Here is a 21,543-nt window from a genome sequence, read left to right as displayed (position 1 = left end):
GTGCCTGCGCGACGTTCACCCTGGGCGCTTCGCCGGACCCTCGTCCTGGCGACCGTCGCACTGATCACGACCGCGGCCCTCGTGATCGGCATCGTGAGCGTCGTGAGCGTGCAGTCCATCCTCATGGGGCGCATCGACGCGCAGCTCACGGCGGCCACCTCCCGGTCGACGGACGCCGTCGGGCCGGATCCCGGACAGACTCCGCCGGGGGGAAGCTCGTCGCCGGACTTCATCCGCACGCTCGGCCAGTCCGTCGGGACGCTCGGCGCCGTGAGCGTCGACGGCACGATCGTCGCGGCGGCCTATCTCGACTCGAACCTGAACAGCCCCGTGCTCACGGGCAGGCAGGTCGCGGAGCTGCAGGACGCCCATATCGGGTCTGCTCCCACAACCGTGTATCTCGGCGCCACGCTCGGCAACTACCGCGCCGTCGCGCTCAAGCTCGACTCCCACGTGTCGATAATCGTCGGCCTTCCGCTCGCCGACCTCGAGGCGACGATCTCCGAACTCGTCCTCGCCGTTCTCGCCGTGACCGTCACCGCGCTCGTGCTCGCCGGCGCGGGAGCCTACGCGCTCGTGCGCTTGAGCCTCCGGCCGCTCGAACGCGTCGCGGGAGCGGCGACGGCCGTCTCGAGCATGACCCTCGACCGCGGCGAGGTCGCCCTCGCCGTTCGGGTGCCGGATGCCGATGCCGACGACAGCACGGAGGTCGGCCGTGTCGGCGCGGCCATCAATCGCATGCTCGAGCATGTCTCCCATGCGCTCACCGCGCGGCAGGCGAGCGAGGACAAGGTGCGCCGCTTCGTCTCGGATGCCAGCCATGAGCTGCGCACGCCCCTCGCCTCCATCCGGGGCTACGCGGAGCTCACGCGCATGGGCGGGCAGGAGCTTCCCGAGGATGCCGCCTACGCCCTCGGCCGCATCGAGTCCGAATCGCAGCGGATGACGTCGATCGTCGAAGACCTGCTGCTGCTCGCCCGGCTCGACGAGGGCCGGCAGCTCGAGCGTGAGCCGGTCGATCTGACGAGCGTCGTCGCGGACGCCGTGAGCGACGCTCGCGCTTCGGCGCCCGATCATTCGTGGCGCATCGCCGACGGCGGGGGAGCGGTCGTCGTGCTCGGCGACCGGCAGCGGCTGTTCCAGATCGTCATGAATCTCCTCGCGAACGCGCGTGTGCACACGCCTGCGGGCACGAACGTGACGGCGTCCGTGACGGTGGAGGGGGAGTCGGAGGCGCGCCGTGCTGTCGTCACGGTGCACGATGACGGCCCGGGCATCGATCCCGACCTCGTCGGCGCCGTCTTCGAGCGCTTTGCGCGGGGCGATTCGTCGCGCACGCGTGCGACGGGGAGCACGGGGCTGGGGCTCGCGATCGTGCAGGGTGTCGCCGCGGCACACGGCGGAGCGGCATCCGTCACGAGCGAACCCGGCTCTACCACGTTCCGCATCGAGCTCCCGCTTACGGAAGGGGCGCCGGAGTGAGCCGACCGGACGTCCGTCAGGTCAGGGACCTGGCCGAGCGCCTGCTGACCGTGCCGTGGGCGGAAAACACGAGTGAGGCACGCATCGCGCTGAGCGCTGCTGGTTTTCACCCTGGCTCCGGCGATGGCGAACAGATGAGTGATGGTGACCGCATGCATGAGCTGGTGACGTCAGGGGACGGGGTTGCCGGGCACTGGGTCACGACAGCCAGGGGAGCCCTGCAGTCCATCGTTCTGATGATGGAGGGCACGCGCCAGGAAATCGAGTGGCTGCACGCGGCGGCGACGGTGGAAGTGTCAACCCTGCTCGACGTGCCGAAGCGCGAATTCGGAACTCACGGTGCGCCGCGTCTCAGCTGGGAAACGGGAGACAGAGTCCTGGGTCTTGACGCGTACTGGGCGGATCCGCGCCTGTCGGTGCTGATGCTGAGCGTCGAGAGGGCGCGATGGGGCTGAGTTCTGCGATCTCCGCCTCAGCATCGATTTGTGAGTCTGTCGGTCATGCCGTAGTCTGGGGGAAACCAAAGACCGCTGGTCTGTGCTGTGCCCTCGGGTGCATCCACGAAGGTTCTCCCACGAGAACGGCCCGCGCAGGTGGAATGAAGTTCTCGCAGAATCTCTGCAAACGCTCCGTGCCTCCTGTGCCGGAGCTTTTTTCATGTGCGGGCCACCACGGTTCAGGGACACGTCGCTTCCGCGACGTGGAGACGAATACATAAGGAGTGGCCATGGCGAACAAGGAAGCCGCGGTTGCCGAGCTCACGGACAAGTTCCAGAGCTCGAGCGCCGTTCTGCTGACCGAGTACCGCGGCCTCACTGTTGGCCAGCTCAAGGAGCTGCGCAAGTCAATCAGTGCGGACGCAACCTTTGCCGTGGTGAAGAACACGCTGACCAAGATCGCGGCGAACAACGCCGGCATCTCCTCGCTTGACGCGGAGCTCGCCGGACCGTCCGCTATCGCCTTCGTGCACGGTGACCCTGTCGCCGTCGCAAAGGGCCTGCGCAACTTCGCCAAGGCGAACCCTCTCCTGGTGATCAAGGGCGGTTACTTCGACGGTAACCCGCTGACCGCCGAAGAGGTAGGCAAGCTCGCCGACCTCGAGTCCCGCGAAGTCATGCTGGCGAAGCTCGCCGGTGCCTTCAAGGCCTCGCTGTTCGGAGCCGCATATCTGTTCAACGCACCGCTGTCGAAGGCCGTTCGCACGGTCGACGCGCTGCGTGAGAAGCAGGAGTCCGCTGCGTAGGTTCAAGCCTTCGCGCGGTGAGTACACGAAACAACAAGGAGAAAACAATGGCAAAGCTGTCAACTGAGGAGCTCATCGAGGCCTTCAAGGAGCTCTCGCTCATCGAGCTCAACGAGTTCGTCAAGGCGTTCGAGGAGACCTTCGAGGTCACCGCCGCTGCCCCCGTCGCCGTTGCTGCCGGTGCCCCGGCCGCTGCTGGCGCTGCTGAGGAAGAGGTCGAGGAGAAGTCCGACTTCGACGTCATCCTCGAGGCTGCTGGCGACAAGAAGATCCAGGTCATCAAGGTCGTCCGCGAGCTCACCTCGCTCGGCCTCGGCGACGCCAAGGGTCTCGTCGACGGCGCCCCGAAGGCTGTGCTCGAGGGTGCGAACAAGGAAGCTGCCGAGAAGGCGAAGGCTGCTCTCGAAGAGGCCGGCGCCACCGTCACGCTCAAGTAATCACGCCCCGCAAGGGGGAACACGTGAACGCGCAGGGTCCCGCTCCGATTGGAGCGGGACCCTGTCGCATTTTCCGCCGCGATTTGATTAGATAGATAGGCTATGCATATGATGGATGCCGTGCCCGACGAGTTCCGCAACGAGAACGAGGCGGCGCTCCAGCCCGAGCTGCTCATCACCGACCTCGTGATCTCCGCTCATCGCCTGACCCGACTGGCGGCGCAGGCGATCGTGGATCCGCAGAACCCGGCGGTGTGGCGCACGGTCTCCGCGCTCGACGCGATCGGTCCCTCCCGACTGGGCGAGCTCGCTCGCCAGTCGCGGGTGTCGCAGCCGACGATGACAAAGATCATCAACCATCTCGAGTCGCTCGGCTGGATCACGCGCGTGAGCGATCCGCAGGACGCGCGGGCACAGCTGCTCGAGGTCACCGATGACGGCCGAGCAGCACTGGGAGAGTGGCGAGCCCGAATCGGCCGCGCGCTCGCGCCGTACTTCCACGGGCTCGGCGCCGACGAGATCGACATGATCGCGCGGACGCTCCGGCTTGTGAACGAACGAACGTCGGTGGACCTCAAGAAGCCGAGCGAACAGAAGGAGTAGTTTTCGTGACAGCAGCCTCGGACGGTGGCATGCGCAGCATCCTGACGCAGCCCAAGTCGGTGTGGGCGGTGGCCTTCGCCGCCGTCATCGCATTCATGGGCATCGGGCTGGTTGACCCGATCCTGCCCAGCATCGCGGCGGATCTCGACGCGACGCCGACCGAGACCGAGATGCTCTTCACGAGCTACCTCGCCGTCACGGGAGTCGCGATGTTCTTCACAAGCTGGCTCTCGAGCCGACTCGGCGCGAAGCGCACGCTCATGTTCGGCCTCGCTCTCATCGTGCTGTTCGCTCTGTTCGCGGCTCTCTCCAACAACGTCGAGGCCGTCATCGGCTTCCGCGCCGGCTGGGGGCTCGGCAACGCGCTGTTCATCTCGACGGCGCTCGCGACGATCGTCGGCGCCGCCTCGGGCGGGTCGAGTGCCGCGATCATCCTCTACGAGGCGGCCCTCGGCCTCGGCATCGCCATCGGGCCCCTGCTCGGCGGACTGCTCGGCCACATCAGCTGGCGCGGACCGTTCTTCGGCACGGCCGTGCTCATGGCGATCGGATTCATCGCGATCCTCACACTCCTGAAGTCCGAGGGCAAGGACGAGAACCGGCCGGCGCCCATCGCGCTGTCGGCGCCCTTCAAGGCGCTCGCCCGTCCCGCACTCGGGCTCCTCGCGATCGCCGCGCTGTTCTACAACATGGCGTTCTTCGTCCTGCTCGCGTACTCGCCGTTCCCGCTCGGCCTCGACGCGCTCGGACTCGGCTTCACATTCTTCGGCTGGGGCGTCGGCCTCGCCCTCACGAGCGTCTTCGTCGCTCCGATGCTCTCGGCACGCCTGCACCGCACGACCGTGCTGCGCCTCGCACTGAGCCTGCTCACCCTGACGCTCGTCGCCGCGGGCTTCTCCGTGCATTCGATGCCCGCGCTCATCTGCTGCATCGTCTTCGGCGGGCTCGTGCTCGGTGTGCTCAACACCGTGCTCACGGAATCGGTCATGGAAGCGACGGATCTGCCGCGTTCGGTCGCCTCGTCCGCGTACTCGGGCGTGCGCTTCGTCGGCGGCGCGATCGCGCCGACCGCCGCGACGGCTCTCGCCGAGGTCTTCGGCGATCCGGTCCCGTACTTCGCGGCAGCCGGGGCGGCGCTCATCTCCGTGGTCGTCGTCTTCGCCGGACATCGTGTGCTTCGCCGGGTCAACACCTCGATCTCGAGCGAGCTCGAAGAGGCCGAGGCCATCGCGGCTGGCGAGCCCTCCTGAGCCGATCGTCATGCCCCGGCCGGGGCGGGAACCCTCGCGATTCCCGCCCCGGTCAGGGCATTTATCACGCGCATCCGTCGCGGCTGAGGGTGGCAAGACGTATACCCATTTGTGATCCGGGATCCCTTGAATGCCTCGGAGGGGGTGCGTAAGTTGGCACGTGGGACCGATCCCTGACGGTTCCGTGAGCGGTGAACGTGATCGCCCATTGCACGACTCGATGAGGAGGCAGGCCATGGTACTCACACGGCAACGGAAAGCACTCATTCCCCTGGCAATCGCGGCAGCGGTCGGTATCGCGCTGTCCGGCTGCTCCAGCAGCGGCGGGGGAGGAGGCGGCGGGGAGAGCACCTCGGGCGGCGACCAGTTCTCGGGAAAGACGCTGTCGGTCTCGGCGTCATGGTCGGGCGCCGAGCAGAAGAACTTCGAGGCGGTGCTGAAGAAGTTCGAAGACGACACGGGCGCGAAAGTGAACTACACGAGCTTCGGCGACAAGGCGTCGACGACGCTCGGCACCCAGATCGAAGGCGGGAACCCGCCGAACATCGCCGTGATCTCCCAGCCCGCGCTGCTCGACGAGCTCGCGAAGGCCGGTAACCTCAAGCCGCTCTCCGACGCGACGAAGAAGATCGTCTCCGACAACTACTCGCAGAGCTGGATCGACCTCGCGACCGTCGACGACGAGCAGTACGGCGTGTGGTTCAAGGCTTCGAACAAGTCGACGGTCTGGTACAACAAGGACATCTACGACCAGGCCGGAGCGACAGTTCCGAAGACGTGGGACGACTTCCTCAAGCAGCTTCAGCTCATCACGGATGCCGGCTACGCGGGTATCTCGATCGGCGCCGACGTCGGCTGGCCCCTGACCGACTGGTTCGAGAACGTCTACTTGCGCACGGCTGGCGCTGAGAAGTACGACCAGCTGACGAACCACGAGATCCCGTGGACGGATCCGTCGGTGAAAGAGGCGTTCGACGTGCTCGCCACGCTGTTCGGAACAGACCTCGTCGAGAAGGGCGCGACCCAGCGGACCTTCCCCGAGTCGGTGACCGAGGTGTTCGGGGCGCACCCGAACGCGGGAACCGTGTACGAGGGTGACTTCGTCGCCGGAAACATCGCGGACGACGGAAACTCGACAGTCGGCAAGAACGCGCTGTTCTACAACTTCCCCTCCGTGAACGGCTCGGAGCCCGCCGTCGTCGGCGGCGGCGACGTCGCCGTCGCCTTCTCCGACGACGATGCAACGGACGCCCTCATGCAGTATCTCGCCTCGCCGGACTCGGCGGAGGTGTGGGTGCCGGAGGGTGGACTCACCTCGCCGAACAAGTCTGTGGACACGTCGCTGTACCCGGATGACATCTCGCGTCAGATCGCCGAGGCTCTCGTGAGCGCGAAGACGTTCCGGTTCGACATGTCAGATCTCACGCCGAGCGCCTTCGGCGGAACCGAGGGTCAGGGCTTCTGGCAGATCATGATCGACTTCCTCAAGAACCCGAAGGACGTGTCGGGTACGCAGCAGGCACTTGAGGATGCCGCGGCCAAGGCCTACAAGTAGCGGCGAGCCGACGGGAGGAACTCGCCGTGAGCACGCCACCCGCATCGGTAGCTGTGACCGGCACGGGTGACCGGGGGACATCGAAAGCGTCCCCCGGTCGCTCGGGCCGCAATCGCGGCATCCTGATCGCTCTTGCCTTTCTCGCGCCTGCGCTCGTTCTGCTCGGCGCGATGCTCGTCTACCCGATCGTCTACACGCTCTTCCGGTCGTTCTACGATCCGAGCGGCGACCAGTTCGTCGGGTGGGACAACTACGTGACGATGTTCACGAACGACTCGACGTTCACCGCCATCCGGAACAACATCATCTGGGTGATCGTCGCGCCCATCACGTGCACGGTCCTCGGCCTCGTGTTCGCCGTGCTGCTCGACCGCATCAAGTGGTCGACGGCGTTCAAGCTCGTGATCTTCATGCCCATGGCGATCTCGATGCTCGCGGCAGGCGTGATCTTCCGCGGCATGTTCCAGGAGAGCCCGCAGCTGGGCGTCGTGAACGCGGCGATCGTCGGCGTGAGCAACTGGGTGAACGGCGGCGTGTCCGCGTATCCGGGAGCGACGCCGCGCGAGGATGCCGGCATCGTTGAGGACCACGGGATCATCGCGGGGCAGGACGCCGTGCAGCCCGGTTCCGAGCAGGACTTCCCGCTCGTGCGCATCCGCGCCGAGGACGTCCCCGACAAAGCCGGTCAAGCGCGAGCCGCCGAGTCTCCGGGAGCAGACCAGATCTCCGGCACGGTGTGGCTCGACACCATCCGCGGCGGCGGAGGCACGAACGGGCAGATCGACAAGGGCAAGTTCGGGCTGCCCGGCATCCGCGTGGACGCGGTCGCCGAGGGCGGCACGGTCGCGGCGACCGCGATAACCGATGATTCGGGCCGGTATGTGCTCGAGGGCCTCGATCCCGGTGAGTATCGGGTCTCGCTGCCCGCCTCGAACTTCGGTGAGGGGTATCAAGGCGTGAGCTGGCTCAGCTCCACGTTCATCACGTCCGTCATCATCCTGTCGTACGTGTGGATCTGGGCAGGGTTCGCGATGGTCATGATCGCTTCGGGCCTCTCGGCCATGGACCGCTCGCTCCAAGAGGCGGCGCGGATCGACGGCGCGAATGAGTGGCAGGTGTTCCGCCGCATCACCGCGCCGCTGTTGTCACCAGTGATCATCGTCGTGTTCGTGACGCTCATCATCAACGTGCTCAAGATCTTCGACCTCGTCTACGTCATCCCGCCCGGAGCGTCCAAGCCCGCGGCGAACGTCATCGCCGTCGAGATGTGGCGGGTGTCGTTCGGCGGCGGAAACGACCAGGGGCTCGGGAGCGCGCTCGCGATCCTCCTGCTGATCGTCGTGCTGCCCTCGATGATCATCAATATCCGCCGCTTCCGGCAGGAGCGTGAGCAATGAGCCAGCTCACCCTCGCGGGCAGCCGCAACAAGACCGTCGCGCAGCGCGTCGTCGGATTCTTCGGCAACAGCGTCGTCAACATCGTGCTGATCATCGTCGCCGTGTTCTGGCTGGTGCCGAGCGTCGGGCTGCTCATCCTCTCGCTCCGCAGCGGCGCCGACGACGCCTCGTCGGGCTGGTGGACGGTCTTCGCGAAGCCGGCGCAGCTCACGCTCGAGAACTATGTGAACCTGCTCTCGAACCCGACGATAACGGGGTCCTTCGGCAACACGATCCTGATCGCGGTGCCGGCGACAGCGCTCGTCGTCATCATCGGGGCGCTCGCCGGATACGCGTTCGCGTGGATCAAGTTCCCCGGGCGTGAATGGCTGCTGATCGTCGTGATCGTGCTCCTCGCCGTTCCCGTGCAGGTCGCGCTCATCCCCATCGCCCGGCTGTTCGGCGCGCTCGGCATCTTCGGCTCCGTGCTCGGCGTCGTTCTCTTCCACACCGGGTTCGGACTGCCGTTCGCGATCTTCCTGCTCCGCAACTTCTTCACGCAGATCCCCGGGGAGCTGCTCGAGGCCGCGCGGATCGACGGCGCGAGCGAATGGCGCATCTTCTTCCGCGTCGTGCTTCCGCTCGGCGGACCGGCGATCGCCTCACTCGCGATCTTCCAGTTCCTGTGGACGTGGAATGACATGCTCGTCGCGCTGATCTTCACCGACTCGGAGACGCAGCCTCTCACCGTCGCCATACAGAGTCAGCTGCGGCAGTTCGGCGCGAACATCGACGTGCTCTCGGCGGGTGCGTTCCTCTCGATGATCGTGCCGCTCATCGTCTTCTTCGCGTTCCAGCGTTACTTCGTGCAAGCGCTGCTCGCGGGTTCGCAGAAGTGACGGGCGGTCAGGGCGCGGGGATGAGTCGGCTCGTCGAGTTGCGCACGCGCAGCCGGGTGGGAAGGTAGGTGACGCCGTCGGGGGACTCGCCCGTGTCGATCGCGCGCAGCAGCAGATCGACGACGGCGGTGCCCTGCTCGCGCGGCGCCTGCTCGATGGTCGTGAGTGAGAACATCGCGGCGCACTCGTGTCCGTCGATCCCGATGACGCTCAGCTCTCCTGGCACGGCGATGCCCAAGCGGCGCGCCGCGATGATCGCGCCGACGGCCAGTTCGTCGCACGCCGCGAAGAGCGCCGTGGGGCGGCGCCGCGGATCGCTCAGCACGTCGATTCCGGCCTCGTAGCCCGCGGGGATCGACATCTCCACCTCGAGCGTGCGGGCGCGCTCGCCGAGACCCGCTTCCGCCATCGCCTCCTCGTAGCCGGTTCGTCGCTTGCGCGGCACGGAGAAGTCGGCGCGCTCGCTCGAATCTCCGCCGAGGTGCACGACGTCCGTGTGGCCGAGCCGCAGCAGATGCTCCGTGGCCATCCGCGCGATGCCGACGTCGTCGACGGCGATCGTCGCCAGACGGGAGATCGGGCCGCCGATCCCGACGACCGGGCGGCCCGTGTCGAGGAGTCGAGCCACGTCGTGCTCGTCCGGGTCGATAGCGACGATGATGATGCCGTCGAACCGGCGGCGCGCGATGATGTCGCCGAGCACTTCGTCCCCGCGCGGCCCCGGATGCACGTTGTACACCGTCATGTCGTAGCCGTGTGCGCGCAGGCGCGCTTCGATTCCCTCGAGAACCTCCCCGAAGAACCAGCGGGCGAAGAAGGGGATCATGACGCCGACGTTCTTCGTGCGACCCGTGACGAGGCTCGTCGCGATCGGCGACGCGCTGTAGCCGAGTTCGGCGGCGGCGGCCAGCACCTTCTCTCGCGTCTCCTGCGACACGTAGCCGCCGCCCGAGAGAGCGCGGCTCGCGGTCGACTTGGACACGCCCGCCAGTTTGGCGACGTCGGCGATGACGCTCATGTCTGCTCCGAGGGTTCACAGGGTGGATGCCGCTGCCGCGGCGTTCTCCGCGGCCGCCCCTCCGCGGTATTTGTGAGAATACCGCGACCGACGGGATTGTGGAACCGGTCCCATTATTCGAGAGCGCTCTCATGTGGGTGCGGCGGGGATATCCATTCGTGATCTCGCGCGTCTTGTGTCGAAACTGTGAATTGCGTATGTTGTCACTGGAACCGGTTCCTTACCGGAGGCGGCTGCTTCCCGGCATCCGCGACACAGCACTCAACGAGGAGAAGACTGATGAGGTTCTCACGGCGCAGCAGACGCGCTCTCATCCCCATCGCGTTCGCCGGCGCCGCCGGGCTCGCTCTGACCGGCTGCACGGGAGACATCGCCGCCCAGGACAAGGCAGACGTCGACTGCGCCCCCTACGAGCAGTACGGGACGTTCGACAACGAAGACGTGAGCATCAGCGGCACGATCGTCGACACCGAAGCCGACCTCATGACGCAGACGTGGCAGGACTTCGCCACATGCACGGGCATCGACGTCAAGTACCAGGGCACCCAGGAGTTCGAGACGCAGATCGCGGTGCTCGCGAAGGCCGGAAACGCCCCCGACATCGGCATCGTCCCGCAGCCGGGTCTGTTCAACACCCTCGCCGAGGGCGGATATCTCAAGCCCGCGTCGAAGGCCGTCGAGGACCACGTGGACGAGTTCTGGTCGGAGGACTGGAAGAAGTACGGAACGTACGACGGCACCTTCTACGCCGCGCCGCTCATGGCGAGCGTGAAGGGGTACATCTGGTACTCGCCGAGCGAGTTCAAGGACAAGGGCTACGAGATCCCCACCACTCTTGACGAGCTCACGGCCCTGAGCGAGAAGATCGCAGCCGACGGCGACCACAAGCCGTGGTGTGCGGGCATGGAGTCGGGCGAGGCGAGTGGCTGGCCCGGTACGGACTGGATCGAGGACTTCGTGCTTCGCCAGGCCGGCCCCGACGTGTACGACCAGTGGGTCACGCACGAGATCCCGTTCAACGACCCGCAGATCGTGAAGGCGTTCGACGCCGCGGGCGAGTACCTCAAGAACGGCGACATGGTCAACGGCGGACTCGGCGACGTGTCCACAGTGATCTCGACCGCCTTCGGCGACGGCGGCCTGCCGATCCTCGACGGCGACTGCTCGCTGCACCACCAGGCATCGTTCTACGAGGGCTTCTGGCCCAAGGGAACGAAGGTCGCGGCGGACGGCGACGTCTTCGCGTTCCTCATGCCGCCGGCATCCGCCGACTCCGGCCAGGCCGTGACCGGTGGTGGCGAGCTCGTCGTCGCGTTCACCGAGGGCGACGCCGTCGAGGCCGTGCGCGCGTACCTGTCGAGCGACACGTGGGCGAACAAGCGCGTCTCGCTCGGCGGCGTCATCAGCGCGAACAAGGGACTCGACCCTGAGAACGCGCAGAGCGACATCCTGAAGGACAGCATCAAGATCCTGCAGGACCCTGACACCGTGTTCCGCTTCGACGGCTCCGACCTCATGCCGAGCGCCGTCGGCGCCTCCTCCTTCTGGACGGGCATCATCGAGTGGCTCAACGGCAAGAGCTCACAGCAGGTCGCCGACACGATCGAAGCGAGCTGGCCGAGCAGCTAGCGGCATCCGTCACCGGGTGGGGTCGCACGGCGGCCCCACCCCTCAACTTCGACGACGAAAGGCGCTGATCAATGACGACCGCTGATCTCATCGGCAAGATCATCCAGCTCATCGGCGGGCTCGCTGTCTTCGCCGCCGTGATCGGGCTTCTGCTGTTCTTCCTTGACAAGGCGCCCAAGCGCGGACGCGACATCTGGCAGGTTCTCGCGTTCCTCGCCCCGGCGATGATCCTGCTCATCGTCGGCCTCATCTACCCCGCCGTGCGCACGACGCTGCTGTCGTTCACCGACCGCAACGGCAACTGGAACGGCTGGGACAACCTCATCTGGATGTTCACGCAGCCGACCATCCTGCGCACCCTCCTCAACACCATCGTGTGGGTGCTTCTCGTCCCGACGATCTCCACGACCGTCGGCCTCGCCTACGCGGTGTTCATCGACAAGTCCCGCGGCGAGAAGTTCTACAAGGCTCTCGTGTTCATGCCGATGGCGATCTCGTTCGTCGGCGCGGGCATCATCTGGAAGTTCGTCTACGACTACCGCACGGGAGGCAAGGAGCAGATCGGACTGCTCAACCAGATCGTCGTCTGGTTCGGCGGGGAGCCCGTGCAGTGGCTGCAGACCTCGCCCATCAACACGTTCCTGCTCATCGTCGTCATGATCTGGATCCAGACCGGATTCGCCATGGTCGTGCTCTCGGCGGCGATCAAGGCGATCCCGACGGAGCAGCTCGAGGCCGCGGAGCTCGACGGCACGAACGCGTGGCAGCGGTTCCGCAACGTCACGCTGCCCGGCATCCGCGGAGCCCTCGTCGTCGTCGTCACGACGATCTCGATCGCGACGCTCAAGGTCTTCGACATCGTGCGCACGATGACGGCGGGCAACTTCGACACGAGCGTGATCGCCAACGAGATGTACACGCAGGCGTTCCGGGCGAACGAGCCGGGACGCGGATCGGTTCTCGCTCTCGTGCTGTTCATCCTCGTTCTGCCGATCGTGATCTACAACATCCGCGTGCTGAGAAAGCAGAGGGAAATCCGATGAGCGTGACACCGGTCGAGGTCGCATCGGATGCCGCGACCACGCAGCAGCTGACAACGGGGCGCCGACTCGAGACGGGCAAGGCGGGTCGCGTCAAGCGTCGCCTCACGTCGCGCACCGCGACCGTCGTCGCCCTCGTCATCGCGGTCGTGTGGACGATCCCCACGTTCGGGCTGCTCATCTCATCGTTCCGGCCGCCCGAGCTGCTGCAGTCGACGGGCTGGTGGACGATCTTCCAGAACCCCGGCTTCACGCTCGACAACTACCAGGAAGTGCTGCTCTCGGCATCGCAGTCGTCGCCGCAGCTCGGCGCTTACTTCGCGAACTCGCTCGCGATCGCCATCCCCGGCACCGTATTCCCGCTCGTGCTTGGCGCGATGGCCGCATATGCGTTCGCGTGGATCCGGTTCCGCGGCTCGAACTGGATCTTCATCCTCGTCTTCGCGCTACAGATCGTGCCGCTGCAGATGGCGCTGCTGCCGCTGCTGCAGACGTTCGTCGTCGTGCTGAAGCCACTGCAGGCGGGAATCCACGACGTGCTGCCCATGATTCCCGAGCAGAACTACCTGCCGATCTGGATCGCGCACACGATCTTCGGGCTGCCGCTCGTGATCTTCCTGCTGCACAACTTCATCTCCGAGATCCCGGGCGACGTCATCGAGGCCGCCCGTGTCGACGGAGCGAGCCACGGTCAGATCTTCTTCCGCATCGTGCTGCCGCTCGCGCTGCCCGCGCTCGCCTCTGTCGCGATCTTCCAGTTCCTGTGGGTGTGGAACGACCTGCTCGTCGCCCTCGTCTTCTCGGGCGGCACGCAAGACGTCGCACCGCTCACGCAGCGTCTCGCGGAACTCACCGGCACGCGCGGGCAGGACTGGCAGCGGCTCACGGCGGCCGCGTTCGTCTCGCTCATCGTTCCGCTCATCGTGTTCTTCAGCCTGCAGCGGTACTTCGTGCGCGGCCTGCTTGCGGGATCGACGAAGGGCTGAGTCCCCCATTCCGGCGAATCGTCGCCTCGCGGCATCCGCTCGTGCCCGGGCTGTCTAGGGTGAGTACATGAGCATGCGCGGCGGACGATCGGTGGGCGGTGCAGCGCGCGCCGACTACCAGGCGCTCAAGGAGCAGAACGCCACGGCGCCGCAGATCCCGCACCTCCTGCGGCGCATCCTCGGACTGTTCGCGCCGCACCGAACGGCAATCATCACGACGATGGTGCTCGTGCTCGTCACCGCCGCGGTCTCGGTGATTCCGCCGCTTCTGGTCGAGAACGCGTTCGACGTCGGCCTGTTCCCGGAGCGCGGCGGACCGAACCTCACGGCGCTCGGGGTCATCGTCGCGGCGATGATCGCGCTGTACGTGCTCTCGGCGGGCCTCGGCGTCTGGCAGACCTACCTCACGGCGACCGTCGGCAACAGCGTCATGGGCGCCCTGCGCGTCACGCTGTTCCAGCGGCTGCAGTCGATGGAGCTCAGCTTCTTCGCCCGCACGAAGACCGGCGTCATCCAGTCACGGCTGCAGAACGACGTCGGCGGCGTCGCGAACGCGCTCACGAACACCGTGTCGAGCGTGCTCGGCAATACCGTCAACGTCATCGCCGCGTTCGTCGCCATGGTGCTGATCAGCTGGCAGCTCACGATCGTCGCTCTCGTGCTCATGCCGCTGCTCGTGCTCGTCCAGCGCCGCGTCGGTCAGGTGCGGGCGCGCATCGCGGGGCAGACGCAAGAGTCGCTCTCCGACATGACGGCGATCACGCAGGAGGCGCTGAGCGTGTCGGGCGTGCTGCTGGCCAAAAGCTTCAACCGGCAGGATGCCGAGACCGAACGCTACCGCGAGGCGAACGCCCGCCAGATCGGCCTGCAGGTGAAGCAGTCGATGAGCGGGCAGTGGTTCTTCGCGCTCGTGAACATCTTCATGTCGTCGATTCCGGCGATCGTGTACCTCAGCGCCGGACTGCTCATCACCCGCGGCAACGTCGAGATCACGGCCGGCGCGATCGTCGCCTTCACCACCGTGCAGTCCCGGCTGCTGTTCCCGCTCACGAGCCTCATGCGCGTCGCCCTCGACCTGCAGACCTCGAGCGCCCTGTTCGCCCGCATCTTCGAGTACCTCGACCTCAAGCCCGCGATCACCGAGAGCCCTGACGCTATCGCTGTCGAGCAGGCGCTTGGGCCGCTCGGCTCCGTGCGCTTCGAGGACGTCACCTTCCGCTACCCCGACGCGGCCGCTGAGACCCGGCCGACGCTCGACGCCGTCTCGTTCACGATCGCCCCGGGCCAGTTCGCCGCGTTCGTCGGACCCTCCGGCGCGGGAAAGACGACGGTGTCGTATCTCGTGCCGCGCCTGTACGACGCGAGTGAGGGTCGGGTGCTGTTCGCGGGGGAGGACGTGAAGAACCTCACGCAGTCCTCGCTCATCTCGCACATCGGCATCGTGAGCCAGGAGACCTACCTCTTCCACGCCACGATCGCCGAGAATCTTCGCTACGCCAAGCCCGAGGCGACGGATGCCGAGCTCGAGGCCGCCGCGCGATCGGCGAACATCCACGACACGATCGCGTCCTTCCCCGACGGGTACGCCACCGTCGTGGGGGAGCGCGGCTACCGCCTCTCCGGCGGAGAGAAGCAGCGCATCGCGATCGCGCGCGTGCTGCTCAAGGACCCCGCCGTTATCGTGCTCGATGAGGCGACGAGCGCTCTCGACACGCTCTCGGAGCGCGTCGTGCAGCGCGCCCTCGACGCCGCCGCCGAGGGGCGCACGACCATCGCGATCGCCCACCGGCTCTCGACGATCGTCGACGCGGACGTGATCTTCGTCGTCGACGGCGGCCGCATCGTCGAGAGCGGCACGCACGCGGAACTGCTCACGTCCGGCGGCGTGTACTCCCGCATGCACCACGATCAGGTCGCCGGTCACTCCTGAGCGGCAGCGGGCATGTCCGTAGCATCCGGGCGTGCTCTCCTCGCGCGCAGTAGGCTCGGTGTGACGCCACAAGCGACCGCAGACGAAACGGACTACCGTGCACTACGCCTCATCGATCACCGAACTCATCGGCGACACGCCCCTCGTCAAGCTCAACACCGTGACCGAGGGCATCGCCGCCACGGTGCTCGTGAAGCTCGAGTACCTGAACCCCGGCGGGTCCTCGAAGGACCGCATCGCCGAGCGCATCATCGACGCGGCCGAGGCCTCGGGCGAACTGCGCCCGGGCGGCACGATCGTCGAGCCAACCTCCGGCAACACGGGCGTCGGCCTTGCGCTCATCGCGCAGCAGCGCGGCTACAAGTGCGTCTTCGTGCTTCCCGACAAGGTCGGTGAGGACAAGCGCAACGTCCTCACCGCCTACGGCGCCGAGATCGTCGTCACGCCGACCTCCGTCGCTCCCGACGACCCGCAGTCGTACTACTCGGTGTCCGACCGGCTCGTCACCGAGATCGACGGCGCGTTCAAGCCCAACCAGTACTTCAACCCCAACGGGCCTCTCAGCCACTACGAGACAACCGGACCCGAGATCTGGCGCGACACCGACGGCGCCGTCACGCACTTCGTCGCCGGTGTCGGAACCGGCGGCACCATCAGCGGAACCGGCCGTTACCTCAAGGAAGTCTCGAACTCCGCCGTTCGCATCGTCGGTGCCGACCCCGAGGGCTCCGTGTACTCGGGCGGCACGGGCCGCCCGTACCTCGTCGAGGGCGTCGGCGAGGACTTCTGGCCGGGTGCGTACGACCCGAGCGTCGTCGACGAGGTCATCGCCGTCACCGATGCGGAGTCGTTCGCCATGACCCGGCGGCTCGCGCGCGAAGAGGGCCTGCTCGTCGGCGGCTCGAGCGGCATGGCCATCGTCGCCGCGCTCAACGCTGCGAAGGACCTGCCTGCCGACGCGATCGTCGTCGTGCTGCTGCCCGACGGCGGGCGCGGCTACCTCGGCAAGATCTTCAACGACAAGTGGATGCGCTCGTACGGCTTCCTCGACGACTCGGGGGAGCGCACCGTGGGCGAGGTCGTCGCCGCGAAGAGCGGCGACGTGCCCGCGCTCGTGCACGTGCACCCCGACGACACGGTGCGCGACGCGATCGAGATCATGGCGGAGTACGGCGTCTCGCAGCTGCCCGTGCTCTCGACCGAGCCGCCTGTCGTGATGGGCGAGGTCGCCGGCGCGATCATCGAGCGCGACCTGCTCGACCGCGTCTTCACGGGCGAGAGCGCAATGACGGATGCCGTCTCGACCGTGCTCGGCGACCCGCTCCCGCTCATCGGCTCGGGCGAGTCGGTGTCGGCCGCGCGCGCCGCGCTCGCGGCATCCGACGCCCTTCTGGTCACGCACGACGGGAACCCGACAGCGGTGCTCACCCGCCAGGACCTGCTCACTTACCTCAAGAACTGAACGCAAACCGCACCCACCACACGGAGGGAAGACCATGTCACACGTTCCCGGATTCGCCACGCGAGCCATCCACGCCGGCCAAGCCGTCGACGAGACCACGGGTGCGGTGATCCCGCCCATCCACCTGACGTCGACGCACAAGCAGGACGGCATCGGCGGGCTGCGGAACGGCTACGAGTACGGCCGCGCGGGCAACCCGACGCGCTCGAACCTCGAGGAGCAGCTCGCGGCGCTCGAACAGGCGAAGCACGCGATCTCGTTCTCGTCGGGGCTCGCCGCCGAAGACGCGCTGCTGCGCGGCATCCTGCGCCCGGGCGACCACCTGGTCATCGGCAACGACGTGTACGGCGGAACCTACCGGCTCGTCAGCCGCATTCTCGGCGACTGGGGAGTCGGCCACTCCGTCGTCGACCTGTCGAACCTGCGGGACGTGCAGGCCGCGATCACCCCGGAGACGAAGGTGCTGTGGGTCGAGACGCCCTCGAACCCGCTCATGAAGATCACCGACATCGCCGAGCTCGCCGAGATCGGCCACCACGCGGGCCTCACGGTCGTCGTCGACAACACGTTCGCGACGCCTGCGCTGCAGCAGCCGCTCTCGCTCGGCGCCGACGTCGTCGTGCACTCCACGACGAAGTACCTCGGCGGCCACTCCGACGTCATCGGCGGCGCCGTCGCACTGAACGACGACGCGCTGCACGAGAAGGTGCGCTTCCTGCAGTTCGCGGCGGGCGCCGTGTCGAGTCCGTTCGACGCGTACCTCACCTCGCGCGGAATCAAGACCCTCGACGTGCGCATGGAGCGGCACTCGGCGAACGCACAGAAGATCGCCGAGTTCCTCGACGGTCGCGACGGCGTCGAGCGCGTCTACTACCCGGGCCTCGACTCGCACCCTGGGCACGCGCTCGCCGCGCAGCAGATGTCGCGCTTCGGGGGCATGCTCTCCGTCGCGTTCACCGGGGGAGAGCGAGTCGCACGCCGATTCGCCGAGCGGCTCGAGGTGTTCACGCTCGCCGAATCGCTCGGCGGCGTCGAGTCGCTCGTGAACTACCCGAGCGAGATGACGCACGCCTCGGTCAAGGGCACCGAGCTCGCGGTTCCCGAGAACGTCGTGCGGCTCTCGGTCGGCATCGAAGACGTCGACGACCTGCTCGCCGACGTCGAGCGGGCCACGGCGCGCGCCGCGAAGAAGCGCTGAGCCGGACCGCCGGGCGCGCGGCTCAATAGTCGGCGGGCTTCGTCGCGATGCCGTCGAGCCACAGTCGGTCGCTCGCGTCGGCGTGCGCGCCGTCGGTGCCGACGTGCTTCGTGCTGATGCGATCGCCCTTGGTGATCACGTGCACGAGCGCCATGCCGTGGCCGCGACCCAGACCGTAGTCCTCCTTGAGCCACTCGAGAATCGGCGCGGCCTTCGAGTCGGCGCCGAAACCGCGCTCGGCCGCCTTGTCGACGAGCTGGCGCGGCGTGAGTCCGGTCTTCGCCTCGATCGCGTCGAGGTAGGCCTGAAACGACATCGTCTCTCCCGTTTCTTCGATGAGTGGGGCGCTGCAGCGACCAGACGGCGCTTGGCCTCAACCATAGTTGAGGTTCTAGGGTGAGGACGTGTCAGTGGACGAGAAGAGCGCGGAGGCCGCGGGCGGAATCCTTAACAGGACGTATCGCTGGGTGACGCTGGGATCGACCGCTCTCGTGTTCCTCGCCGCCTTCGAGTCGCTGGCCGTGACAACGGTGATGCCCGTCGTGAGCGCCGACCTGCGCGGAGAGTCGCTGTACGCTCTCGCGTTCGCCGGACCGCTCGCGACGGGCGTCATCGGGATGGTGGGCGTCGGCAACTGGGCCGACCGGCGGGGGCCCGTGACCCCGCTCTATGCGGCGGTGCTCGCGTTCGTCATCGGGCTTCTCGTGGCGGGAACGGCCACGACCATGCCCGTGTTCGTGGCCGGACGGCTCGTGCAGGGACTCGGCGGCGGCGGGCTGACGGTCGCGCTCTACGTCGTGATCGCGCGCGTCTACCCCGGCGCGCTTCATCCGAAGATCTTCGCCGCCTTCGCCGCGGCGTGGGTCGTGCCCTCCCTCGTCGGCCCCGTCGTGGCGGGCGCGGTCGCCGAGCTGTTCAGCTGGCACTGGGTCTTCCTCGGCGTCGTCGGGCTCATCGTCATCGCCCTGCTCATGGTCGTGCCGTCGCTTCGCCGGATCGAGCGCACGCGCGACGACAGCGTCCGCTGGTCGGTGAGCCGGTTCGCGTGGGCGAGCCTCGCGGCTCTCGCGGTGCTCGGCCTCAACCTGCTCGGCAAGCTGCCCGGCGTGGGCTGGTCGCTCGCCCTCGCCTGCTGCGGCGTCGCGTTCGTGAGCGTTCGACCGCTCGTCCCGCGAGGAACCCTCGCCGCCGTGCGCGGCGTGCCCTCCGTCATCGGGATGCGCGGGCTCGCGTCCGCGGCTTTCTTCGGCGCCGAGGTGTACGTGCCCTACCTGCTCACGCGCGAGTACGGCTTCAGCCCCAGTCTCGCCGGCCTCGCCCTCACGTGCGCCGCGCTCAGCTGGTCGGGGGCGTCCGCCGTGCAGGGCCGACTCGGCGCCCGCGTCGCGCACCCGGTATTCACGCGAGTCGGCTCGGCGCTCGTGATCGTCGCGACGGCGGGCGCGTGCGCCACAGCGCTGCTGCACCTGCCGGCCGCTGTCGTGATCGTCGGCTGGGCGATCGGCGGCGCCGGCATGGGGTTCGCGTATCCGCGGCTGTCGGTGATGGTGCTCGAATTCTCGACGCCAAAGAACCAGGGCTTCAACAGCTCAGCGATGTCGATCGCCGACTCGCTCGGCGGCGCCATGTCGCTCGCCCTCACGGGGATCGTGTTCGCCGCGTTCTCCTCGAACGTCGCCTCCTTCGGCGCGGTGTTCGCGCTCACGGTGCTTGTCGCGCTGGGCGCGATGCTCGTGGCGCCGCGAGTCGCGGCATCCGCCCCCGGCACGGGTCAGCCCACGCGTGAGGTCCAGTGACGCGCCGCGCGCACGAGTGATCGGGAGTCGTCGGCGCGGAAGCGCACGTGCGTGACGGTCTCCGTGCGGTTCCGGACGCGGATCGGAGTCGCGGCGCGCAGCGTGATGAGAACGCCGGTCTCGTTCGCGTTCACGAGGCAGAGGATGCGCTCGCCGTCCTCCTCGACGATCTGCACGCTCTTCCCCTTCTCGTACGAGTGCAGCTCGAGAGTGACGGCCTCGATGCCCGGCCAGGGCACGTCGACGCGTGACGAGAAGCCGCCGCGGATGTGGATGCCCGCGTCGTCGAGCGTGTGCGGGTAGACCGTCATGGCGCCCCAGAGCCCGAACATCCAGACGAGCCCCCAGATGCCGATGGCGAGGAAGCCGATCTGCACGGGCGGCCAGGGCCGCAGGAGCAGGTGCGCGATGGGCACTTCGATCGCCGAGAGGATGATGAACACGAGCAGCGCCGTGCGCACCGAGCGAACGTACGAGAACGGGATGCTGCCGGGCGCCGCGACCGGGTCGCGTCGCGCGATCGAGAACCACAGGCTCTGATAGATGCGCAGCTCGTAGACGACGGCGAATCGGATGCCGCGCCAGATGGTGCGCGCGTGCGCTCTCATCCCGCTGACCCGTGTCCCGCCACCATGCCGCCAGATTACGCGAGGACGGAGCACGCCGAGCGGAAATCGGTTTCCCAAATGAATTGACACTCCTCCGGCACGCCGCCTATGATCGAGAGCGTCCCGAAGGGAATACGCTTTCCCGCTTTCTCAATGACGAGGTTTGGTTTCCATGTCCGCACTCTCATCACCGCCCGCCACGGAGGCCATGGCGCTCGCACACGAGAAGGGCGAGCCCGGCTCGGTGGTTCGCTGGTGGCTGCGCAGCTGGCATCCGATCGTGTTCGTCGTCGGAGTGCTCGTCGTCTGGTGGCTCGTCACCGAGCTCGGCCTCGTGCAGCCCTACATCATCCCGTCGCCGGTTGACACCTGGAGCGCCTTCGCCGACAACGTGCCCTACCTCGCGCAGCACACCTGGGTGACGACGTACGAGACCGTCGTCGGCTTCGTCATCGCCGTCGTCGTCGGCCTCGCGGTCGCGGTCGTCATGGTGTACTCGCAGGGACTCGAGAAGACCCTCTACCCGGTCATCCTCTTCGCTCAAGTGATCCCGAAGATCGCTATCGCGCCGCTCTTCGTCGTCTGGCTCGGCTTCGGAGCGAGCCCCAAGATCCTCGTCGCCGTGCTCATGGCGTTCTTCCCCGTCGTCATCTCCGGCCTCGCCGGACTGCGCACGGTCGATCCCGAGATCCTCCAGCTGACCTCGACGATGGGAGCGGGGCGCTTCAAGACCTTCGTCAAGGTGCGCCTGCCGGCCGCCCTGCCCGAGCTGCTCTCCGGCCTCAAGGTCGCGGCGACGCTCGCCGTCACGGGCGCTGTCGTCGGCGAGTTCGTCGGCGCGAACGAAGGCCTCGGCTACGTCATCCTCCAGGCGAACGGCAACCTCGACACCGCCATGCTGTTCGCGGCCCTCATCATCATGTCGCTCATGGGCGTCGTGCTCTTCGGCATCATCCAGATCGCCGAGAAGTTCCTCATCCCGTGGCACGCCTCCAAGCGCGACCTCGGCGCATCCACAGTCCGTCTCTAAC

At 67.3% G+C, this 21,543-nt stretch carries 20 protein-coding genes; 17 read left to right on the top strand and 3 right to left on the bottom strand.

The window, feature by feature from the left end; translation table 11 throughout:
- The 9 genes from BLV49_RS02730 (at position 1) to BLV49_RS02690 (ending at position 8,845) form a co-directional block, all read left to right on the top strand.
- Positions 1–1,482: a sensor histidine kinase gene (locus BLV49_RS02730; protein WP_091179581.1), complete on the top strand. Its 1,482-nt coding sequence runs from the start codon at positions 1–3 to the stop codon at positions 1,480–1,482.
- Positions 1,479–1,937: a hypothetical protein gene (locus BLV49_RS02725; protein ID WP_091179578.1), complete on the top strand. Its 459-nt coding sequence runs from the start codon at positions 1,479–1,481 to the stop codon at positions 1,935–1,937. Before BLV49_RS02730 ends, BLV49_RS02725 begins: the two co-directional genes overlap by 4 nt.
- Before the next feature lie 272 nt (positions 1,938–2,209).
- Entirely contained in the window at positions 2,210–2,725 is a 516-nt protein-coding gene (gene rplJ / locus BLV49_RS02720; RefSeq protein WP_091179576.1) for a 50S ribosomal protein L10, read from the top strand.
- Positions 2,726–2,772: 47 nt separating this feature from the next.
- Positions 2,773–3,162, top strand: a complete 390-nt coding sequence (rplL, locus tag BLV49_RS02715; protein ID WP_091179574.1) for a 50S ribosomal protein L7/L12 — start codon at positions 2,773–2,775, stop codon at positions 3,160–3,162.
- A 108-nt stretch (positions 3,163–3,270) separates the two neighbouring features.
- A complete protein-coding gene (locus BLV49_RS02710) occupies positions 3,271–3,765 on the top strand; it encodes a MarR family winged helix-turn-helix transcriptional regulator (protein WP_245723511.1) in 495 nt (164 codons plus the stop codon).
- 29 nt (positions 3,766–3,794) lie between these two features.
- Positions 3,795–5,015, top strand: coding sequence for an MFS transporter (locus tag BLV49_RS02705; RefSeq protein ID WP_091179571.1), 1,221 nt, complete (start codon positions 3,795–3,797; stop codon positions 5,013–5,015).
- A 235-nt stretch (positions 5,016–5,250) separates the two neighbouring features.
- Positions 5,251–6,570: an ABC transporter substrate-binding protein gene (locus BLV49_RS02700; protein ID WP_176980696.1), complete on the top strand. Its 1,320-nt coding sequence runs from the start codon at positions 5,251–5,253 to the stop codon at positions 6,568–6,570.
- A 26-nt stretch (positions 6,571–6,596) separates the two neighbouring features.
- Positions 6,597–7,967, top strand: a complete 1,371-nt coding sequence (locus BLV49_RS02695; RefSeq protein ID WP_245723510.1) for an ABC transporter permease — start codon at positions 6,597–6,599, stop codon at positions 7,965–7,967.
- Positions 7,964–8,845 carry a carbohydrate ABC transporter permease gene (locus BLV49_RS02690; RefSeq protein WP_091179567.1) on the top strand — a complete coding sequence of 294 codons (882 nt, stop codon included), beginning with the start codon at positions 7,964–7,966 and terminating at the stop codon, positions 8,843–8,845. The genes BLV49_RS02695 and BLV49_RS02690 overlap by 4 nt, the downstream gene beginning before the upstream one ends.
- A 7-nt stretch (positions 8,846–8,852) precedes the next feature.
- On the opposite strand, the gene BLV49_RS02685 is transcribed toward BLV49_RS02690, so the two are convergent.
- On the bottom strand, positions 8,853–9,863 hold the full coding sequence (locus BLV49_RS02685) for a LacI family DNA-binding transcriptional regulator (RefSeq protein ID WP_091179564.1): 1,011 nt from the start codon (positions 9,861–9,863) through the stop codon (positions 8,853–8,855).
- Positions 9,864–10,142: 279 nt separating this feature from the next.
- Here BLV49_RS02685 and BLV49_RS02680 point away from each other — a divergent pair, with 279 nt between their 5' ends.
- The 6 genes from BLV49_RS02680 to BLV49_RS02655 all read left to right on the top strand — a co-directional run bounded on the left by BLV49_RS02680 (position 10,143) and on the right by BLV49_RS02655 (position 18,108).
- On the top strand, positions 10,143–11,492 hold the full coding sequence (locus tag BLV49_RS02680) for an ABC transporter substrate-binding protein (RefSeq protein ID WP_091179561.1): 1,350 nt from the start codon (positions 10,143–10,145) through the stop codon (positions 11,490–11,492).
- A gap of 71 nt (positions 11,493–11,563) precedes the next feature.
- Complete coding sequence (locus BLV49_RS02675) at positions 11,564–12,535, top strand: carbohydrate ABC transporter permease (protein WP_091179559.1); 972 nt, start codon at positions 11,564–11,566, stop codon at positions 12,533–12,535.
- Positions 12,532–13,518: a carbohydrate ABC transporter permease gene (locus BLV49_RS02670; RefSeq protein WP_091179558.1), complete on the top strand. Its 987-nt coding sequence runs from the start codon at positions 12,532–12,534 to the stop codon at positions 13,516–13,518. Before BLV49_RS02675 ends, BLV49_RS02670 begins: the two co-directional genes overlap by 4 nt.
- Before the next feature lie 67 nt (positions 13,519–13,585).
- Entirely contained in the window at positions 13,586–15,448 is a 1,863-nt protein-coding gene (locus BLV49_RS02665; protein WP_091179556.1) for an ABC transporter ATP-binding protein, read from the top strand.
- Positions 15,449–15,545: 97 nt separating this feature from the next.
- A complete protein-coding gene (locus tag BLV49_RS02660) occupies positions 15,546–16,910 on the top strand; it encodes a cystathionine beta-synthase (RefSeq protein WP_091179555.1) in 1,365 nt (454 codons plus the stop codon).
- 34 nt (positions 16,911–16,944) lie between these two features.
- Entirely contained in the window at positions 16,945–18,108 is a 1,164-nt protein-coding gene (locus tag BLV49_RS02655) for a cystathionine gamma-synthase (RefSeq protein ID WP_091179553.1), read from the top strand.
- A gap of 22 nt (positions 18,109–18,130) precedes the next feature.
- Here the strand turns inward: BLV49_RS02655 and BLV49_RS02650 are convergent, their stop codons facing one another.
- Positions 18,131–18,424: a DUF4287 domain-containing protein gene (locus BLV49_RS02650; protein ID WP_091179551.1), complete on the bottom strand. Its 294-nt coding sequence runs from the start codon at positions 18,422–18,424 to the stop codon at positions 18,131–18,133.
- Between the two features lie 88 nt (positions 18,425–18,512).
- Here BLV49_RS02650 and BLV49_RS02645 point away from each other — a divergent pair, with 88 nt between their 5' ends.
- Positions 18,513–19,904 carry an MFS transporter gene (locus BLV49_RS02645; RefSeq protein ID WP_091179549.1) on the top strand — a complete coding sequence of 464 codons (1,392 nt, stop codon included), beginning with the start codon at positions 18,513–18,515 and terminating at the stop codon, positions 19,902–19,904.
- Here the strand turns inward: BLV49_RS02645 and BLV49_RS02640 are convergent.
- Positions 19,880–20,512 (bottom strand): hypothetical protein, encoded by a 633-nt coding sequence (locus BLV49_RS02640; RefSeq protein ID WP_091179547.1) that lies wholly within the window; start codon positions 20,510–20,512, stop codon positions 19,880–19,882. The genes BLV49_RS02645 and BLV49_RS02640 overlap by 25 nt on opposite strands.
- Before the next feature lie 172 nt (positions 20,513–20,684).
- Between BLV49_RS02640 and BLV49_RS02635 the strand changes: the two genes are divergently transcribed.
- On the top strand, positions 20,685–21,542 hold the full coding sequence (locus BLV49_RS02635; RefSeq protein ID WP_091179545.1) for an ABC transporter permease: 858 nt from the start codon (positions 20,685–20,687) through the stop codon (positions 21,540–21,542).
- Position 21,543 lies beyond the last annotated feature (1 nt).

The sequence above is a fragment of the Paramicrobacterium humi genome (genome assembly GCF_900105715.1).
Classification (GTDB): Bacteria; Actinomycetota; Actinomycetes; order Actinomycetales; family Microbacteriaceae; genus Paramicrobacterium; species Paramicrobacterium humi.
Note: the sequence above shows the minus strand (reverse complement) of the source record. Positions and strands in the feature narration are given on the sequence as shown.

Excerpts from the sequence above, each read along its gene's own strand:
- rplJ (WP_091179576.1), top strand. The coding sequence starts at position 2,210 with ATGGCGAACAAGGAAGCCGCGGTTGCCGAGCTCACGGACAAGTTCCAG.
- rplL (WP_091179574.1), top strand. The coding sequence starts at position 2,773 with ATGGCAAAGCTGTCAACTGAGGAGCTCATCGAGGCCTTCAAGGAGCTC.
- BLV49_RS02710 (WP_245723511.1), top strand. The coding sequence starts at position 3,271 with ATGATGGATGCCGTGCCCGACGAGTTCCGCAACGAGAACGAGGCGGCG.
- BLV49_RS02705 (WP_091179571.1), top strand. The coding sequence starts at position 3,795 with ATGCGCAGCATCCTGACGCAGCCCAAGTCGGTGTGGGCGGTGGCCTTC.
- BLV49_RS02700 (WP_176980696.1), top strand. The coding sequence starts at position 5,251 with ATGGTACTCACACGGCAACGGAAAGCACTCATTCCCCTGGCAATCGCG.
- BLV49_RS02690 (WP_091179567.1), top strand. The coding sequence starts at position 7,964 with ATGAGCCAGCTCACCCTCGCGGGCAGCCGCAACAAGACCGTCGCGCAG.
- BLV49_RS02685 (WP_091179564.1), bottom strand. The coding sequence starts at position 9,863 with ATGAGCGTCATCGCCGACGTCGCCAAACTGGCGGGCGTGTCCAAGTCG.
- BLV49_RS02680 (WP_091179561.1), top strand. The coding sequence starts at position 10,143 with ATGAGGTTCTCACGGCGCAGCAGACGCGCTCTCATCCCCATCGCGTTC.
- BLV49_RS02675 (WP_091179559.1), top strand. The coding sequence starts at position 11,564 with ATGACGACCGCTGATCTCATCGGCAAGATCATCCAGCTCATCGGCGGG.
- BLV49_RS02670 (WP_091179558.1), top strand. The coding sequence starts at position 12,532 with ATGAGCGTGACACCGGTCGAGGTCGCATCGGATGCCGCGACCACGCAG.
- BLV49_RS02665 (WP_091179556.1), top strand. The coding sequence starts at position 13,586 with ATGAGCATGCGCGGCGGACGATCGGTGGGCGGTGCAGCGCGCGCCGAC.
- BLV49_RS02655 (WP_091179553.1), top strand. The coding sequence starts at position 16,945 with ATGTCACACGTTCCCGGATTCGCCACGCGAGCCATCCACGCCGGCCAA.
- BLV49_RS02650 (WP_091179551.1), bottom strand. The coding sequence starts at position 18,424 with ATGTCGTTTCAGGCCTACCTCGACGCGATCGAGGCGAAGACCGGACTC.
- BLV49_RS02640 (WP_091179547.1), bottom strand. The coding sequence starts at position 20,512 with ATGAGAGCGCACGCGCGCACCATCTGGCGCGGCATCCGATTCGCCGTC.
- BLV49_RS02635 (WP_091179545.1), top strand. The coding sequence starts at position 20,685 with ATGTCCGCACTCTCATCACCGCCCGCCACGGAGGCCATGGCGCTCGCA.